General features: G+C 66.6%; 19 protein-coding genes. 6 read left to right on the forward strand and 13 right to left on the reverse strand.

Features of this window, described 5'->3' with window-relative positions; translation table 11 throughout:
- Window positions 1–558: 558 nt before the first annotated feature.
- On the forward strand, window positions 559–774 hold the full coding sequence (locus ACIQF0_RS01610) for a hypothetical protein (protein WP_401023382.1): 216 nt from the start codon (window positions 559–561) through the stop codon (window positions 772–774).
- A gap of 31 nt (window positions 775–805) precedes the next feature.
- On the opposite strand, the gene ACIQF0_RS01615 is transcribed toward ACIQF0_RS01610, so the two are convergent.
- The 5 genes from ACIQF0_RS01615 to ACIQF0_RS01635 all read right to left on the reverse strand — a co-directional run bounded on the left by ACIQF0_RS01615 (window position 806) and on the right by ACIQF0_RS01635 (window position 4,382).
- A complete protein-coding gene (locus ACIQF0_RS01615; RefSeq protein WP_401023383.1) occupies window positions 806–1,207 on the reverse strand; it encodes a hypothetical protein in 402 nt (133 codons plus the stop codon).
- Window positions 1,208–1,220: 13 nt separating this feature from the next.
- On the reverse strand, window positions 1,221–1,832 hold the full coding sequence (locus tag ACIQF0_RS01620) for a hypothetical protein (RefSeq protein WP_401023385.1): 612 nt from the start codon (window positions 1,830–1,832) through the stop codon (window positions 1,221–1,223).
- Between the two features lie 76 nt (window positions 1,833–1,908).
- Window positions 1,909–2,187, reverse strand: a complete 279-nt coding sequence (locus ACIQF0_RS01625; protein ID WP_401023387.1) for a hypothetical protein — start codon at window positions 2,185–2,187, stop codon at window positions 1,909–1,911.
- A gap of 357 nt (window positions 2,188–2,544) precedes the next feature.
- On the reverse strand, window positions 2,545–2,691 hold the full coding sequence (locus tag ACIQF0_RS01630) for a hypothetical protein (RefSeq protein ID WP_401023389.1): 147 nt from the start codon (window positions 2,689–2,691) through the stop codon (window positions 2,545–2,547).
- A 134-nt stretch (window positions 2,692–2,825) separates the two neighbouring features.
- Window positions 2,826–4,382, reverse strand: a complete 1,557-nt coding sequence (locus ACIQF0_RS01635) for a hypothetical protein (RefSeq protein WP_401023391.1) — start codon at window positions 4,380–4,382, stop codon at window positions 2,826–2,828.
- 494 nt (window positions 4,383–4,876) lie between these two features.
- Between ACIQF0_RS01635 and ACIQF0_RS01640 the strand changes: the two genes are divergently transcribed.
- From ACIQF0_RS01640 to ACIQF0_RS01660, 5 genes are all read left to right on the forward strand, one after another.
- Window positions 4,877–5,182, forward strand: coding sequence for a hypothetical protein (locus ACIQF0_RS01640; protein ID WP_401023393.1), 306 nt, complete (start codon window positions 4,877–4,879; stop codon window positions 5,180–5,182).
- Window positions 5,179–5,493: a hypothetical protein gene (locus ACIQF0_RS01645; protein ID WP_401023395.1), complete on the forward strand. Its 315-nt coding sequence runs from the start codon at window positions 5,179–5,181 to the stop codon at window positions 5,491–5,493. The genes ACIQF0_RS01640 and ACIQF0_RS01645 overlap by 4 nt, the downstream gene beginning before the upstream one ends.
- Before the next feature lie 287 nt (window positions 5,494–5,780).
- The gene (locus ACIQF0_RS01650; protein ID WP_401023397.1) at window positions 5,781–6,158 is read left to right on the forward strand and encodes a hypothetical protein; all 378 of its coding nucleotides are present in this window, start codon (window positions 5,781–5,783) and stop codon (window positions 6,156–6,158) included.
- A 440-nt stretch (window positions 6,159–6,598) separates the two neighbouring features.
- Window positions 6,599–7,363 carry a hypothetical protein gene (locus ACIQF0_RS01655; protein WP_401023399.1) on the forward strand — a complete coding sequence of 255 codons (765 nt, stop codon included), beginning with the start codon at window positions 6,599–6,601 and terminating at the stop codon, window positions 7,361–7,363.
- Between the two features lie 61 nt (window positions 7,364–7,424).
- Entirely contained in the window at window positions 7,425–7,940 is a 516-nt protein-coding gene (locus ACIQF0_RS01660; protein WP_401023401.1) for an NUDIX hydrolase, read from the forward strand.
- A 49-nt stretch (window positions 7,941–7,989) separates the two neighbouring features.
- Here the strand turns inward: ACIQF0_RS01660 and ACIQF0_RS01665 are convergent, their stop codons facing one another.
- From ACIQF0_RS01665 to ACIQF0_RS01700, 8 genes are all read right to left on the reverse strand, one after another.
- Window positions 7,990–8,820, reverse strand: a complete 831-nt coding sequence (locus tag ACIQF0_RS01665) for a class I SAM-dependent methyltransferase (RefSeq protein WP_401023403.1) — start codon at window positions 8,818–8,820, stop codon at window positions 7,990–7,992.
- Between the two features lie 78 nt (window positions 8,821–8,898).
- Complete coding sequence (locus tag ACIQF0_RS01670) at window positions 8,899–9,696, reverse strand: DUF2797 domain-containing protein (protein WP_401023405.1); 798 nt, start codon at window positions 9,694–9,696, stop codon at window positions 8,899–8,901.
- 144 nt (window positions 9,697–9,840) lie between these two features.
- Entirely contained in the window at window positions 9,841–10,536 is a 696-nt protein-coding gene (locus ACIQF0_RS01675; protein WP_401023407.1) for a dTMP kinase, read from the reverse strand.
- Between the two features lie 25 nt (window positions 10,537–10,561).
- Window positions 10,562–11,626, reverse strand: coding sequence for a hypothetical protein (locus ACIQF0_RS01680; protein ID WP_401023409.1), 1,065 nt, complete (start codon window positions 11,624–11,626; stop codon window positions 10,562–10,564).
- Window positions 11,626–12,441, reverse strand: coding sequence for a hypothetical protein (locus ACIQF0_RS01685; protein ID WP_401023411.1), 816 nt, complete (start codon window positions 12,439–12,441; stop codon window positions 11,626–11,628). Before ACIQF0_RS01685 ends, ACIQF0_RS01680 begins: the two co-directional genes overlap by 1 nt.
- Window positions 12,441–13,043 carry a GTP cyclohydrolase I gene (gene folE, locus ACIQF0_RS01690; protein ID WP_401023413.1) on the reverse strand — a complete coding sequence of 201 codons (603 nt, stop codon included), beginning with the start codon at window positions 13,041–13,043 and terminating at the stop codon, window positions 12,441–12,443. The genes ACIQF0_RS01685 and folE overlap by 1 nt, the downstream gene beginning before the upstream one ends.
- 251 nt (window positions 13,044–13,294) lie before the next feature.
- Entirely contained in the window at window positions 13,295–13,996 is a 702-nt protein-coding gene (locus tag ACIQF0_RS01695) for a 7-carboxy-7-deazaguanine synthase QueE (protein WP_401023415.1), read from the reverse strand.
- A complete protein-coding gene (locus tag ACIQF0_RS01700; RefSeq protein ID WP_401023417.1) occupies window positions 13,993–14,670 on the reverse strand; it encodes a 6-pyruvoyl trahydropterin synthase family protein in 678 nt (225 codons plus the stop codon). The genes ACIQF0_RS01695 and ACIQF0_RS01700 overlap by 4 nt, the downstream gene beginning before the upstream one ends.
- Window positions 14,671–14,684 lie beyond the last annotated feature (14 nt).

Raw genomic sequence — 14,684 nt, forward strand, 5'->3', positions numbered from 1 at the left:
GGTTCCTGATCAACCACGTCTAACCCACAGGTGATCCCCTAGGGACAGGGTCGTGCTTGGAGGGTGGAGCCTCCGGTGCGGCCCTGTTCCGCGTTTCGGCTCTTCCAAGCCGTGTACACGCACTAGCTAGTCTCCCCGAGACAACTCGGTGCGTCAAAGTCATCCCCCCAAGAAAGGGGGGTGTTTTCTGCCACGTCACAACCCGTTGACCTGCGAAAACGTCAGCCCGACAGCTCAGCGCCGCCAGGTAGCACACCTGCTTTGAGCTGCCCAAACACCTTGTCGCGCAACTAAAACCAGGTTCTGCGGCCAGTTCCACGCGAGATGGAATCGTAATTCCAGGTGACCGAGAGTAGCTGCTTGCCGTGGCGAGACGAGGACGAACCCGCCGAGCGGGCGTGGCATCTTCGTCGCGAGGACCGTCGCCGTCGAACTCGCCGATGATTTGTCCGGCGAGCGGTTGGCCGAGCTGCAGGGGTTCATCGACACCCGCTCGGCTGGATTCCTCCGGTTCGAGTGCAGATCGCCGCTGGCTTGCTGTGCCTGGCGCAGTCGACCGTGAGCCGGTGGACGAAAGCCGGCCTGCTCGTCCAGGTCGACGTGGGAGATTCCTCGGTGGTGCACCTGGTGCGGACTGTGCGCGCCAAGGGCGAAAAGCGCCCGGCCTTCACCCAGCACCTGCGCTGGGTGCCTGATGACCGCCAGCTCGCGCAGAGTGAGGCCGTGGTGCGGGGCTTGGCCGAGCTCGACCGCGGCGAGTCTGTCGAGCTGTAGCCGTAACGCCCGCCCGACATCGCACTGCTCGTCAGGGCTTGTTCGCTCGCGGAACGGCGTCGGAGTTGTTGCGGTTCCATCCTCTCGCCAGCGGCCCGCCCTCGCGCTGGTTCGCCGGTACGAACCCTGCGCGCTCGGGGAACAGCCGCTCGATCGGCACCGGTTCCGGTGCGCGCCTGCGAGCGGGGGGCCGGGGCGTGTCCGACTTGGGCTTGCCGGAGCGGGCGCTGTGCATCGTCGCGATCGACCTGCCCAGCTTGAGCTTTGCCGCGCCGGGCTCGGATTCCACCCGGCGACACGGCTGACCGCCGCCCACGTAGCACACCGGGCACGACTTGTTGTTGCGCTGCAAGGGGAGCCTGCGCGGGATCCGCACGATCGACCCGCCCATCGAGGTACCGGTGTGGCCCCTCTTGCCCCGTGACTTCCCCATCGTCGTTCTCCCGTCAGGATTCGGAGTCGTGTTGCCGGAGGTGGGTGACCGCGGACGGGTCCAACTCAACGCGGATCGTCAGGTCGGCCGCGAGCTCCGGCGGTGCGCCGTACAACGAGCACACCTGGGCGGCCGCGCCGTCGAGCACCTCCTGCAACGTCGGGGCGATCACGGCGTCGGCGTGGCTCGGCCAGCTGCCCGCGAACGAGCCGTCCGACCAGCTGACCAGCAGCCGGAACCCGACGGTGGTCAGCGTCTTCCAGTTGAAGGACTGGGCCATCTCCACCGCTGTCGCGCTGGGACGTTCGGCGCTGACGGTTCGGCTGTCGATCCACGCCTCGACCTGAGCGAGGTCGCCCGTGATGTGGTCGGAGTCGGTGGTGTGGTCGTAGCAGTGGATCTGACCCTGCGCGTTCACGTGCAGAACGAGCAGGCCTTCGCTGAACAACCCGAAGCTCCACGTCGGTCCGCCGCCGTGGAGGTCGAAGTGCCACCCGTGGCGGCCTGAGAGCAGGGTGCCCAGCTCCCGCCAACGGTCGAGCAGCTGCCAGCCGCCGCCGAACTGGTCGCAGACGGTCTCGTAGTCGGCGTCGAAGCCGACGCGAATGTGGTCCCAAGGACGCATGCGGAAAGCGTAGGCAGGCGAGCGGCGCCCACACACCTACGCCGCGTCCCGGTAACCCGTTAGTGGACTACTTTCCTTACTCGTACAGGTCTTCGTCGTCGACCAGGAGCTCGTCGAGCTCGTCGGCCGCTGGCGTGAGGTTGTACCGCAGCGACCCGAGGAACTCCTCCACGGTCATGTGCGCGGCCTCGGCCTGGTCGCCGACGAGGTCCTGGTAGGTGTAGGGCTGGTCCGGGTGGACCTCGCCGTCCTCGTCGGGCACGAGGTCGGTCCAGGCGTGCGCCTCGTCGCTGCCGCGTGCGCGGTAGCCCTCCTCGGGCCAGTCGATCTCGGACTTCCAGGCGTCGATGGACATGGTTCTCCTCTGCGTGATGGCGGCCGCCGTCTGGCGGCCCACCCTCGCGAGAGCGAGGAAAACGGCGAAGTCCCAACGGATTCTAAGCCCGCCGCCCTGCTGATCATCGACCCCAGGGGTACTGGCAGGCTGAGCGCCGGATCCACGGCGGCCGCGATCGCGTTCTCCAACTGGGCCATCAGCCCGCGCTGACGATCGCGGCCGCCGAGTTCGTGATGGGGGCGCCGCACGTGCGGCACCCCCACTGCCCTCGACCACCGTGATGACTGTCCGGTTTGATCGGCGCGCCGCGCTACCGCGGTGCCGTGTCCCGTCGCGCGGCTGAGGTGTGTCCAGCCGTGTGCCGAGACGGGGCATCTATCCGAGCCACTTTCGCAGCGCCCAGCCGATGAGCTGACCGGCGATCACCTGTACCGCGACCTTCACCTTCGGCCACAGCGTCGACCACTGCCAGCCTCCGTGAGCGGGCTGGTCGCGCTGGTGGTGCTTGCCGAACTCCGTCATGTCGTCTCCTGCGTTGTCGACACCGTTTTCCTTGCTGGAATCCATTTCAAGGCACGAGGGAGCGTTGGAGTATTGGTGGGTGTCACACGCAGTCGGGCTCGGCGTCGCGGTCGGGTGGCCAGCTCCGGACGGGGTCAGCGGAAGACCGCGCGCCAGACCTGGTGCATCGTGCGCTGCAGCGTCCAGCCGGTCGTCCAGACCGCTGCGTCAACCAGGCACCGCACGACATCGGCCGGTGCCTGCGCGGCGATCGCCGCCGCGACCGATCCGCCCTCCCACTGCCACATGGCTTTCGTGAGGCGCTCTTTGCCCGTACGAGGGACGAACAGGCAGATCCGCGGGTCCGGGGTGACGACGGGTGCGACCAGGAGGGCCTCGCCGGTGCGGCGCCGGTGGGGCCGGTCGAGGTTTTCCCGCCACGCCAGCTCCTTGGCGCGGTGCCGCAGGTCGTTGTCGACCAGGCCGGCGTCGAAGGCTTGGTCGACCGGCAGCCACAGCTGAGGCGCGTCGTAGCGGGCGTCGAACTCGGCCCACCGGCGTCGGGCCTCGGTCATCTCGGCCTCGTCCCCCACCTCGTCGCGAGGATCGTCGCCGTCGAAGTCCTGCTCACCGTCGAGGAAGTCGTCGGAGGTCAGGGTTGTGCCCCACTCGATGAGCATGGACTCCACGAACGGCACCAGCCCGCCGGTCTTGCGCGCCGCCGCGGCCGCCGCGGCGACGAGCGGTTCGGCGCCGGCGACCGGGAGCTGGTTCTCGCCGTGCAACGGCCACACGCATCTGCGGCCGTCCAGCGGGAGCACCAGGACCTGGCCGGCCGCGGCCCACTGCGAGAACGGCTCGGGCAGCGGGCCGCCGCGCAACAGCGTCTTCGCGGACCACTCGGCGGGCACACCGATCGACCAGCCGGGCGGGCGTATCACTCGGCGCCCCCCGGGGTGATCGACGGGCAGCTTCCGCAGCCACAGCTCGAAGTCCGGCAACTCGACCTTGCGCTGCGCCCGCCACACCGCGGTGGCGCCACGGCCGTTGATGCTGGCGTGGGCCACGCCGTCGAACCACTCTCCCGCCTCCCGGGAGAACCGGCGTTCCAGACGTTCCTCGGCCCAGTCCGTGCGCTGGGAGAACAACATCTCCTCGAAGGCCTCCGCGCTCTCGCCGCGCAGGTTCTCCGTAGCGAGGCGCAGCGCGACGTCGAAGCGGACCCGGCTGTGCCACGCCACGTCCGTGTCGAGCGCCTCGACGATCAGCAGCGCCCGTTCGTCCTCGGCGGGATGCGGTCCCGGCCGAGCCCGGATGTGGTCCGCAGCGTCCTGAAGCCTGAGCTCCTGGTAGCTGCTCGTCGCCGCGATCACCAGCTGCCACAGGCCCAGGGCGGCCTGGTGGCGCAGCACCGGCAGCAGGCCGTCGAGCACCTCGTCGGTAAAAGGTTCCTGCACCGCGATCGCGGTCACCACGGCGTCGGTCAGCAATCGGGCCTGGTAGTCCTTGTAGGCCCGCTGGTGCTGTCCGGGCAGCTTCAACGACACCGCCCGCGCCCGCTCCACCGTCCCCGGCGGCAACCTCAGCCGCAGCTGCTTGTCCACCCGCTCGCCGGTGGGTTGTGGCGGCGGGTACCGCAGCACGGTGGAGATGTGCGTGAGCCGCTCCTCCGGTTCGCGCGCCTCCTGGGCCGCGATGTGCTCAGCGAGCACCTGCCGCACAGTCTCGTCCCGGGAGAGCCCACGGCGCACCGCGATACGCGCCAAGGCTTCTAGCACGCACGGCAACAGCCGCACATTGGTCTCCCGATGAGTGGCCATGACCCATCATCGCGCCACGCCTTGCGTGTCCTCGCATGGCATCGAGCGGAAGACCCGGTCCAGGGCGTACTCCAAGGGGACGTCGGGGTGCCCTGGACCGGGTCGGTGACTGGAGATCGAGACCACGCGGCTGTGTGTTACGCCTCGGGCGCACCGACCACACAGCGCCTCGCCACGAGCAGGACGTCGAGGCCTCGCGGTCGACGGGCTCGCCGAGGTCCGCCGCACGTGCTGGGCGACCCGTTCTCCAATCCCTGGACGCCCCTGACAGCGCCTCAGAGGCTGTCTTGAAACCGGCTTACGTAGTTGACCAACACTTCAGCGTTGGCGCCCACGCCTGCATATAGGGCATATGCAGAAGTTCGATGACCGTGCATACTGGGTCTATGCAGAATGGCCAAATCGAGATCCATGAGGACAACTCCGGCGCCGTCTACCTCACCCGCGGTAGCGAAACATGGGGTTTGGGGCCGGTGACGATCGACATGAAGGCTCGTGCCGCTGACGACGCGCAGGGGTGGGCCAACAACGACTGGGAGCCCAACGAACACGACGGTCAGGTCCGCGCCGACCTGACCGGACTGGAGCACATCGCCACCTGGCACCCCGGCGGGATGGTCATCGAACACGACCACCACGACAACCCGGTGGCTGGAGCCGGCGGTGCAAGCTACCTCGGACTCGATCGATGACCATCATCGACGGATACGGCACTGAACCCGCCGAAGTTGCGCTGCTCGTGCAGGGACTGATCGGCGAACGTACCCAAGACGAGGAAGACGAGGTCTGGTTCATCCGCCTGTCCAGCACGCAGGCGCTGTTCCAAGCCGCGGCCGAGCAGGTCTCCGCCCTGCGTGACGACCTCGTAGCCGAGATGGTGGCCAGTTCCACCGAACGCGATGTCGCCATCCGGCTCAACCTGAGCCCGACGCGACCGGGCCAACTTGCCCGACGCTCCCGACGCCGACGCGACGCGACCACCAACACCGGCCCAACCGAGTAAAACGTTCGTGCAGACGTCACGGTGACGTCTGCACGAACACGTCGCGCTTGCGAGCTGTTGCTCTGCATAGCGCAGTGACCAGCGCGAACCGAGGTTTGAAGACAGGTTCTCAACCCATCGCCGCCACCCTGCGTGTTGTGAGTCGCTCGATCGTGTCGGGTGAACCTGCGCTCCTAGCATGTGGCGGCATGCAGACCAGTCCAGATACCAACCCCTCACATGCGATTGGGTTGTCCCACCCCAAAACCTCGCTGCCGTGGTCCCTGCTGGTGTTCTCTATAGTGGCCGTGCCCTGTTCCGCCCTGGTGTCGACCGTGCTGCTGGCCGGCACGTTCCCCCCACTCGGGGTGCCGGTGTTCCTCGCCATCGCGCTACCGCTCGTGTTTCACGGCGGTGCGGTGTTCGCGACGTGGGAGGGCATCCGGACCGACGACGAGCGGACGCTGCTGTTCCTGCGCCGCATCATCAGCATCATCGCCACAGTGATGGCGCTCCTCGGCCTGCTCGTCGCAGACCAGCATTTCAGCGACATCCCGACCATGTACGTCGCTCTCGCCATGTCGTTCAGCGCGGGTCCGCTGGTGCTGTCCGGTCTGCTGGGCGTCTCCCGCTCGCGATCCACGACCGCCACCAGCGGAGCAGAACCCGAGCACTCGCACCCCTGATCAGCACCCACGCGTTCGCGGACGCGCGTAACGCCCGGCTCGGCGGTGCGATACTCGGGACAAGGTCCGGCGCGCACCCCCAGGCGCGCCGGGCCTTCTTCTATCCCACGCCGTGCGCGCACGACCTCGCCCTGCTCTTGTGGCGTTCCAAGAACTTCTGCAGTCTCCGGCAGATCGCCGCCGATGCTGGCTCGAACTGGGGGATTATCCGCAGCCTGATGCTCGCCGCCGGGGTCTCCCTGCGAGCTTCTGGTGCCGCGGCCTCTGGGGTGTGTCCAATCGGTAGATCCGCGCCACTACCGCTGAGCCGGTGCAGTCATGCCACAGCGCGACGGCCACGACCGGGTGATGAGCAGGGAAAGCCCGTCGATATCGCCAATGTGGTGAGTCATACTGGCTTCGCTTCATAAGGATTGCCGGATCAGGGACACCCTCAACACATGGCGGATGAGCACAGGTATTCAGGCCATCTGGTGTCCAATAGCCACCATGGGAACGTTGACGGGCCGCTGATACAGGTCGGCTCGTTGTACGGCGACATCAACATCCATGGAGCCAGCGGCAGTGGTGAGTCACTGTGTGATCAGCGGTGCCGCGATGGCGACCGGCGCTTGGGCGACCACAAAGCGGCGGCCTCGGCGGCCGTGCTGTTGCGCGCGGCTCGGAGATTCTACGTGGACTGGCCAGCTCCCAACAGGCTGCCGCTCCTGCTAGGAAGGGCGTCGCAGACGCTAGGCCAGGACGACCCGATCAGGCCGTGGGCAGAGGCGATCGACTCGCTCCGCCATCTGGCCGGCTTGATTGAGCACCAGGAACTCCGGCGTTACCTGGGGCACGTCGTCGACTTTCTCAGCGTCGGCGCCGGTTGTAAGCGTGTGTTCGAATGGGATCAGGCGTTCTTCCTTGCCTTGGCTGTATGCGATAGCGGGATTGAGGCATGTGAGGCATTCGTGCGTTATCGGCCGCTACCCGAGTTGTCGTTCGCAACAGACTTCGTGACGGATGTGTTGGAGCCCTCCCTGCGGCCCCTGGTCGAGGCTGCGGGCCGGATTTTCACCGATTCCACATTCCGGTCCAGGTTCAGCGCGAGGCCGACTGGCCTGGCGAGCAGCCTCGATTCGCGCCAGGTCGACGTTGACGCGCTGTTGAAGCGGAAGGGAAGAGGTAATGGTCCGAAGGGGCCCAGGCGTCGCGGACGAGATTGAGAACACTGACACGCCCAGGTCACTCGGCAGTGGGAGCTTGGTACCGGCATAGGGTGGACAGGTGATCGACCAGTTGACCAGGGAGGCGGCAGTCGCGGAGGCGCGGCTGGCAACCTCAGAGTTCGATGACGCGTGTGAGTGGCTCTCTGCCCGTCCTACCTTGGTGGACCCGCTCGCCGCAGAGGTCTGGGTGTTCGACCCGGCTTTCAGCGATGTGCTGCTCGTTCTACACCCTCTGCGGGGGTTGGTTTCGCCTGGCGGCACCGTTGAGGACGGTGAGACGCCACGGGACGCTGCAGTTCGTGAACTCCGAGAAGAAACAGGTGTGCGAGCGGAACTGCTGCCCATGCCGGCTGCTGTTGGCGTTCGTTCGTACCGTGCTGACTGGGCGCCGACACTGTGCCTGTTCTATGCCGCTGTCATAGATCGCGAACTGCCGCTCAGTGGGGAGAGCGGACAGCCGCCGAGTTGGGTCAGCCTAGACGAATCGTGGGACAGCGTGTTCCCGGAGGACCGTGGTCGGATCCGCGCCTACGCGCGTCGCCTTGCACTTCAGGCAATATCCGCAACACGTTGAGGCGCCGCACGCCCGTTGTTCGGACTTGGCAGTGAGGAAGATATAGCCGCTACCAGGGGCGTTGTGCGAGGACCACGAGCCAGCTCGTGACGGTCGGTGTGTCGGGTGTAGTTGCGACATACGCCTTGTTCAGGATGTCCATGCGCTGGGTGTGGGTGAACCCGCCAGCGGGTCGAGCGAAGACAGGAATCGACAGCCATGCCTTCTTCTCGGCCATGGTGCTGTGCTGGGCGGTGACTTCGGTGGAGAGCAGAGTCAGTCCGGCATTCGCGAGCTGCTTGGTGATCACGTCCAGCGACAGCTTGGGGCTCGACTGAGGAACCGCTGGCGGGATATAGCCGTAGTCATCGGCCGCTACCTGCAAGATCAGCGCGTTCAGGGACGGCCCCGTCCGCGTGTTGACCTCGTCGGGGTGGCGAACGCCGGCGAAGCCGCCGCCGATGTTGAACACGAATCGGCCGCCTGGGCGCAGCACACGGTGGACGGCGGCGAGCACCTGCGGCACTTGGGTCTTCCAGACTGCCGAGTTGCACACCACCGCGTCCGCACCGCTGGGCACGTGGTCGGCCAGGTCTTCTGCTGCGGCGGTGACCCAGGTCAAGCGTGGGTCGCTCACGATGCGTCGGCCGACCCGCTGCATGGCGGCCGCGTTGTCGACAGAGATGACCTGCGCGCTCGCCGGGACGAGTTCGAGGATCGCCTGTGCGGTCGCGCCAGCACCACCACATAGGTCGACCACGAGGCGGCTACTGGTGAGCTCTGCGCGGTGGGCGAGGTCGGAGCTGGTCGCGCCGTACATCGGGAATTTGCGGGTGAACTCGGCGTAGGCCTCGGCTGTGGTGTCCTCGTCCCAACCGAGAAGGGCGTCGTGCGGTGCCATCACGAAGTACCTCGATCTACCGGGTAGCAGAGCAGCCTGGGAGGCTCGGTGAGCGCCGGTCAATGCCGCTCGACATGGTTAGAACAGTGAGTCCTGGAACGCTTCGGCAGCCGAGGCGAAGGAGCCGAGCGTGACGCGGCGACCTTTGAGCGAACCGAGGTCGAGCACGTAGTCGACATCGCTTTCGCCCAGTCGAACTAGCACCTGAGTGCCAACGCAAGACAGCACGGTGAACCCGTGCGCGCCCTCGCGAAGATCGTGCGGGTACAGCATTCGCGTACCGCCCGGGGCACGAAGAAGGTCTCCTTCGGTTGGAGGGGTCCACTGCTCGAACGTCACCGCGACATCCATGGCGGCGAGTTCGCCTGCGGCGCGGGTAACGGCCTGCTCGTGGGAAGTCGTTGCGGCGGACAGATCGCTGAGGGCGGCGAGAGTCTTGAGTTTGGTTGCGGCCCGGACAGACTGGGAGATCGCCAATCGCGCGGTGATGGCTTCCTCGAGGCGGCGCACGACTTCGCCGTTGGGGCTTGTGGTCAGGTAGGTGGCGACGATCGCGCCTTGTTCGTCGAGGCGGGATTGCTTGCGTGGCTCGGCCGCTGTCCCGACCTTGGTGGCGCCGTTGGCGAAGGTGGCTAGGTACAGCCCGTGTGGTTGGTCCATGTACCGGCGCAGGGCGTCGGAGATGGGGCCACCCTGGTGGATCCTGTGTGCGGCACGGAACTCGTCCTGGCGGAAGCACCGTCCACATTGGGCGCTCTGCCCGGTCTCGGCGCGGTCTGGGCAAGCGACTGCCTCGACTCGCACGGTGTCGGCGAACTGGTAGCGCCCTGTGCACCAGCGGCCAGCGCCGGTTGCGAAGCCGAGTCGCTGCTTCATGATCTCGGAATAGACCAGTGACCCGCCGGGCACTGGGGCGAGTAGCAGCCGAGGGTCTCCGGTTGCCCAGGTGACACCATGGCACACATATTCGCCGTCGGTCGGCGGGTTCACTGGCATGAGACCGTTCCTCGGGTTCGGTGGTCAGACGGACAGCTGAAGGCGGTCAGCGAGCGCGGCCGCGGCGGTCTTGAACACCGCATCGCGGTCCATGTCGGTCACGTCCATCGACAGCCAGTCGTCGCGCTGCTCGTCCTTGCGTAGCTGCGTGAGAACAGTGTCCTGGTAGCGGATGAAGTCGTCACCGGCACCACCGCTGTGACCGGTTTCCAGGGAGCTGAACTCGCCCTGCTTGCGGGCCAGTGCCTCTTCGCCACTGATGCGTAGGAAGAACACCAGGTCTGGCGTGGTGAGGTGGGCGAAGACCTGCTCGGCGAGCTCGGTGGGCACGTCGGGGTTGACCGCGTACCGCGCGAGGATCTTGTGGTGGGCGTTGTCGAGGATGACGTGGGTGCCGGCCGCGAGCGCGGGCTGGACGACGAGCTTGTCCTGCAGCGTGTACCAGGTCGCCAGTGCCAGCAGCCAGTAGTGGTCGCCGCAGGCCTGCGCGACGCGTGTGTTACGGCGGTAGACCACGGCGTTGAGGCTGTCGACGTAGGCGGACATCTCCGGGTCCATCGGGACGTCGGTGGTGGTCTTGCCGACCAGGATCGTCTTGTGGCCGGCGTTGTTGAGGGCCTCGCACAGGCGGGCGGCGAGGGTGGACTTGCCCGCGCCGTCGATGCCGACGACGGTGATCTCACGCCCGCGCGGGGACTGGTCGGATCCTGCGTTCGTCATAGGGTTTGTACGTCCTCTGGAGGGGTCAGGTCGGCAGCGTGGCCAGGCGGTTGCTGATGATGTCGCGGATGTGTTCGACGAGGACTGAGCGCCGCCGGACGACGTCGTGGTGACGTTCGTTGGACAGGTCCGCGGGGTAGTGGCGGGCGAGGTTGTTGGAGATGACGTGCAGATAGCCGTAGCCGATGCCGGCGCGGTGCGCGGCCGCTCCCATCGGGCCGATCTCGGGGTCGACGAAGGCGTGCTCGGCGTGCTCGGTCAGCCAGCTCTGGTTCTCCAGCAGGATCGAGGGCGAGGTGACGTGGATGCCGGTGTGCACGCCCGGTTGGGCGGTCGCGAAGTCACCGAAGAAATCGTGCCAGGTGACTGTCGCGCCGCCGATGAGGCTGGTGTTTCCGGTGGCGAGCAGCGTGTTGGGCTCGATGTCGGGTTGTAGTGCGCCGACCTTGCCGACGTAGACGACGTCGCGAGCACCGAGCGCGGCAAGGCGCGTGACGATCCGCCCGGCGACATCGCCCCAGATACTGTGCAGGAACCCGAGGTAGACCACGCGACGGCCGTGCAGGCGGGTGCGCTGCCAGGCGTAACCCGCCCCGAAGGTCCAGCCGTTGGCCTCCGGCGCGAGGTGCGCCAGACCCCAACCGACGATCACCAAATCACCGTCGAGATCGAGATCAAGCTGCTCGACCGCGGCCCGGCACACGGCCGGGTCAGGAAACTCGTAGCGCACGTCGGCCGGCTTGCCGGTCATTGCCAGATAGGTGGCGATGATCAACGCGTAGTGGTGCACGTAGTCCTCGCCGGGGAACGCCTTGATGACCAGATCGCGGCCGCGGATCTCGGCGGTGGGACGCTCGACGTTGAACAGCTTGCCGGTCTTCTCGTGCTCGGAGATGACGGCCTGGCGGTCGTAGCCGCCGACGACGTAGATCCGCTTCCAGGAGTCGCGTTGGATGAGGTGATGGACCTTGATCTGCAGGTAGCGCAGCAGGCTGTCCGTGCCCATTGTGTGCCCGGCTACCGGGATCGGTGACGCGGGCAAGGCCATGGCAGAGCTGGGCGGCAGAACCGCGCTGGCAACCAGGCTCATCAGGCCGCCTCCAGGATGCGGACAGTGCTGCCCGCCGCCTGGCGGACGACAGCGATGTTGTGCCGGATCAGCTCGAACCGCTCCTCTACGATCGGGCCGAGCTCATCGATCCGAGGGGTCGGCGGCTTTGCATACGGGCCGTCGGGGAGCATCTCGATGCCCATCGCACCGAGGATGACCGGCGCGGCCCCGTCGACCGAGGAGATCCACTCGTGCTCGCGCTGCTCAACCAGTTCCAGATGCCCGGTGCGCCCCAACCCCAGCAGCCGGTAGACCAGCCGGTGGTCAACCATTCCGCGGTCTTCCAGAAACCGGGTCGCCGACCAGCGGGTCCGGCACAGTTGGTCCTCGGGGGCGGGCTTGCGGGAGGCGGGCAGCGCGATCGCTCCGACGTAGTCGCGGGAGACGAAGTGGTCGTAGCTACGTAGCCATTCGTCGTCGTCGGCCGCGTGCAGCACAACGCAGAGCCGGAACTCGTCTGTCAGGCGACGGATCTGCAGAGCTGCCTCATCGCTGGCCTTGATGGTGGCGGCCCCGTCACGCATCACGTCCGGGAGGATGATCTCGCTGGCGTCCACAGCTCGAGCCGCCTCCACGAGGTCGTCCGCGGGGAGTGCGTGACCGAGGTCGAACACGCCGTTGTCGACGATGATCTCCGCGCCGCGCAGAGCCTCGCGGTAGAAGAAGTCCCTGTAGGTGGCATTGGTCAGGACGCGCTGCGCGGCGACGTGGTGTACACGGGCCGGCTCCTGGGCGACGAACGCCTCCAAATAGGCCGGTGGAGCGATCACGGAGACGTCGATGTGCTTGGCCATCAGCTGTTCCTCCACGTGCTGGTGGAAAGTGTCAGGAACTGCTGGGACAGCACCGGGTCGCTCTCGAACCGGCCGCCGGCCTGCAGAGTGGTGGTCCGGGCGGCTTCCATCCGCACGCCGCGCATGCTCATGCACAGGTGCGTGCCACGGACCGAGACGACCACGTCGGGGCTGCCGATCAACGCCTTGATCTCGTCCGCGACCTGCCGTGTGAAACGCTCCTGCACCTGCAGCCGGCCCGCGTGCCGCTCGGCGATACGGCCGAACTTCGACAGGCCAACGACTTCATCGCCAGGCACGTAGCCCGCCACGACGTCGAGGTGCATCGGCAGTAGGTGGTGCTCGCACAACGACCACACACTCATGCCGCCGACCAGGACCAACTGCCCGGCGATGCTGTCCTCGGAGAAGCACCTCGGTGTCGCTGACTGATCGGGGAACAGGAACGACTTCCACCATTGGGCGACTCTGCTGGGCGTGTCGACCAATCCCTCGCGGTCCGGATCCTCACCGAGCTCGACCAAGAGTTCGCGAACCAGGGCAGCGACGCGTGCGCCATCGACGGGTGGCGAAGCGGGAGAGTGCTGTGGCGACAGACTCACGCTCCCTCCGGTGACGGGAGGGGACAAGGTTCCGGTCATGGATGTTGCCTCGCTTTCAACGGGATTGCCCTCAGGCTCTATGACGATCACGGACGTCATCTGGGCACGGGGAAGGCAGACGACGCGCGCTCCCGGCACGCCTGCATGCCGGTCGTGTGGTCGTCGTCAAGCCAGGACTTCACTCATGAGCGTGTTACTGAAATGCCTGGCGCACAGAAAGAACCGGGCGCAGTCCTGCAACGCGAACCGGGCTACCGTGAGCCGGTCAGGATGTGCAAACGGCTGGAGATATTCCATCCACGCTCGGTGGCCGGGCCAGCAAGCGCCGCCATGCCTTCCAGGACCGCACCCGCAGTGGTGCCCTCTGGCATGACCCAGATGGATTCCAACTTGTAGTCGTCAACAAGCTGGGCGATCTCATCGAGATCCCGGCGTGGGTCAGTGACCACGAATTTGAACGCGGCGCGGCCCGTGCCCGTGAGTGCCTCCAGCGCTTTGGGCTTGATCCGCGTGGCGTAACCCATGCCAGAGTTCGCGAGCTTCGGACTAACCACGAACAGATCGACCACAGGCTCCAGCTCGGGAATCGGTGACCTCGTCCCGTTCGTTTCCACTTGCACCCGTACTTCCGGCAGCGCGCGAGCAATGGCAGCCAGGGCTTCCTGCTGCAGCATCGGCTCGCCGCCCGTGAACACCACCATGTCCACCTCGCACTCGCGAACCCACGCCGCCAGCTCGCTGACCGCGACCTTCTCGCTGACCTCGGCCCGTGTGAACCTGTTCCAGTCCCAGGTCTCCGGGGTATCGCACCAGCCGCACTTGAGGTTGCACAGAGAGCAGCGGATGAACGCACACCGCTGTCCCGCCCACGGCCCCTCACCCTGGAACGACACGAACTTCTCCGCCAGGATCAGGGCCTCCGCGCCAAGCCCACGAAGCACTTCGGCGTTCACGCGGCTTCACCCCGTTCCCATGAACCGACTGCGGTTCGCGAGTCGACGCGCACCGACCGAAGTCGTGCGCGGATCTTCGGCTCCACGACGTCGACGAACCATCCCGCCAAGTCGGAGGCCACGGCGGGCCCAGCGCGGCGCAACCTCTCAGCGGCCGCGGGATCGCGAAGGTGCTCTGCGAACGGCGACAGATCCCCGAAGTCGGTAACGAACCCAACCTCGTCGAGGTCATCGGACCCCAGAACCAGCGTGACGTCACCGAGATCGCTGGCGAATGTCTTCGAGATCGTGATCTCACGCGTCAGGCCGTCGCAACGAGCCGCGGTGCGCGGCGTCTCGGATACCACCATCGAGATCAGCCTGGCTGACTCGATGTGCCCCTCGAACCATTCTGCGAGGTGACGGGCGAGCAGCTCACAGGTGGGATGGAACGGGATCCGCTCGTTGAGCAGGTAGTGGTCGAAGTTGGCGTCCAGGTAGGCACCGAGGGGGGATAGGTCGCCCGAGACGCCGCTGTGCACGCGCGCTTCCACGGTCACCGTGTAGTTGTGTCCGTGGTTGCGGCGGCACTTGTGGCCTTCAGGCAGCATTCTCAGTTCGTGGCTTGCGCTGAACGTGAACGACCCAGACACCGTGATGTCATCCGTCAGCCCGGGATTTCGTTGGGTAGTCATGTTTCCCGTCTCGG

Origin of the sequence: Lentzea sp. NPDC092896, from assembly GCF_044754905.1 — a bacterium.
Classification (GTDB): domain Bacteria; phylum Actinomycetota; class Actinomycetes; order Mycobacteriales; family Pseudonocardiaceae; genus Lentzea.

What these genes read in the sequence shown, in the direction of transcription:
- ACIQF0_RS01675 (WP_401023407.1), bottom strand. Translation starts at nt 10,536, where the DNA reads ATGACGAACGCAGGATCCGACCAGTCCCCGCGCGGGCGTGAGATCACC.
- ACIQF0_RS01670 (WP_401023405.1), bottom strand. Translation starts at nt 9,696, where the DNA reads ATGAAGCAGCGACTCGGCTTCGCAACCGGCGCTGGCCGCTGGTGCACA.
- ACIQF0_RS01700 (WP_401023417.1), bottom strand. Translation starts at nt 14,670, where the DNA reads ATGACTACCCAACGAAATCCCGGGCTGACGGATGACATCACGGTGTCT.
- ACIQF0_RS01615 (WP_401023383.1), bottom strand. Translation starts at nt 1,207, where the DNA reads ATGGGGAAGTCACGGGGCAAGAGGGGCCACACCGGTACCTCGATGGGC.
- ACIQF0_RS01685 (WP_401023411.1), bottom strand. Translation starts at nt 12,441, where the DNA reads ATGGCCAAGCACATCGACGTCTCCGTGATCGCTCCACCGGCCTATTTG.
- ACIQF0_RS01645 (WP_401023395.1), top strand. Translation starts at nt 5,179, where the DNA reads ATGACCATCATCGACGGATACGGCACTGAACCCGCCGAAGTTGCGCTG.
- ACIQF0_RS01655 (WP_401023399.1), top strand. Translation starts at nt 6,599, where the DNA reads ATGGCGGATGAGCACAGGTATTCAGGCCATCTGGTGTCCAATAGCCAC.
- ACIQF0_RS01630 (WP_401023389.1), bottom strand. Translation starts at nt 2,691, where the DNA reads ATGACGGAGTTCGGCAAGCACCACCAGCGCGACCAGCCCGCTCACGGA.
- ACIQF0_RS01680 (WP_401023409.1), bottom strand. Translation starts at nt 11,626, where the DNA reads ATGAGCCTGGTTGCCAGCGCGGTTCTGCCGCCCAGCTCTGCCATGGCC.
- ACIQF0_RS01665 (WP_401023403.1), bottom strand. Translation starts at nt 8,820, where the DNA reads ATGGCACCGCACGACGCCCTTCTCGGTTGGGACGAGGACACCACAGCC.
- ACIQF0_RS01625 (WP_401023387.1), bottom strand. Translation starts at nt 2,187, where the DNA reads ATGTCCATCGACGCCTGGAAGTCCGAGATCGACTGGCCCGAGGAGGGC.
- ACIQF0_RS01620 (WP_401023385.1), bottom strand. Translation starts at nt 1,832, where the DNA reads ATGCGTCCTTGGGACCACATTCGCGTCGGCTTCGACGCCGACTACGAG.
- ACIQF0_RS01640 (WP_401023393.1), top strand. Translation starts at nt 4,877, where the DNA reads ATGCAGAATGGCCAAATCGAGATCCATGAGGACAACTCCGGCGCCGTC.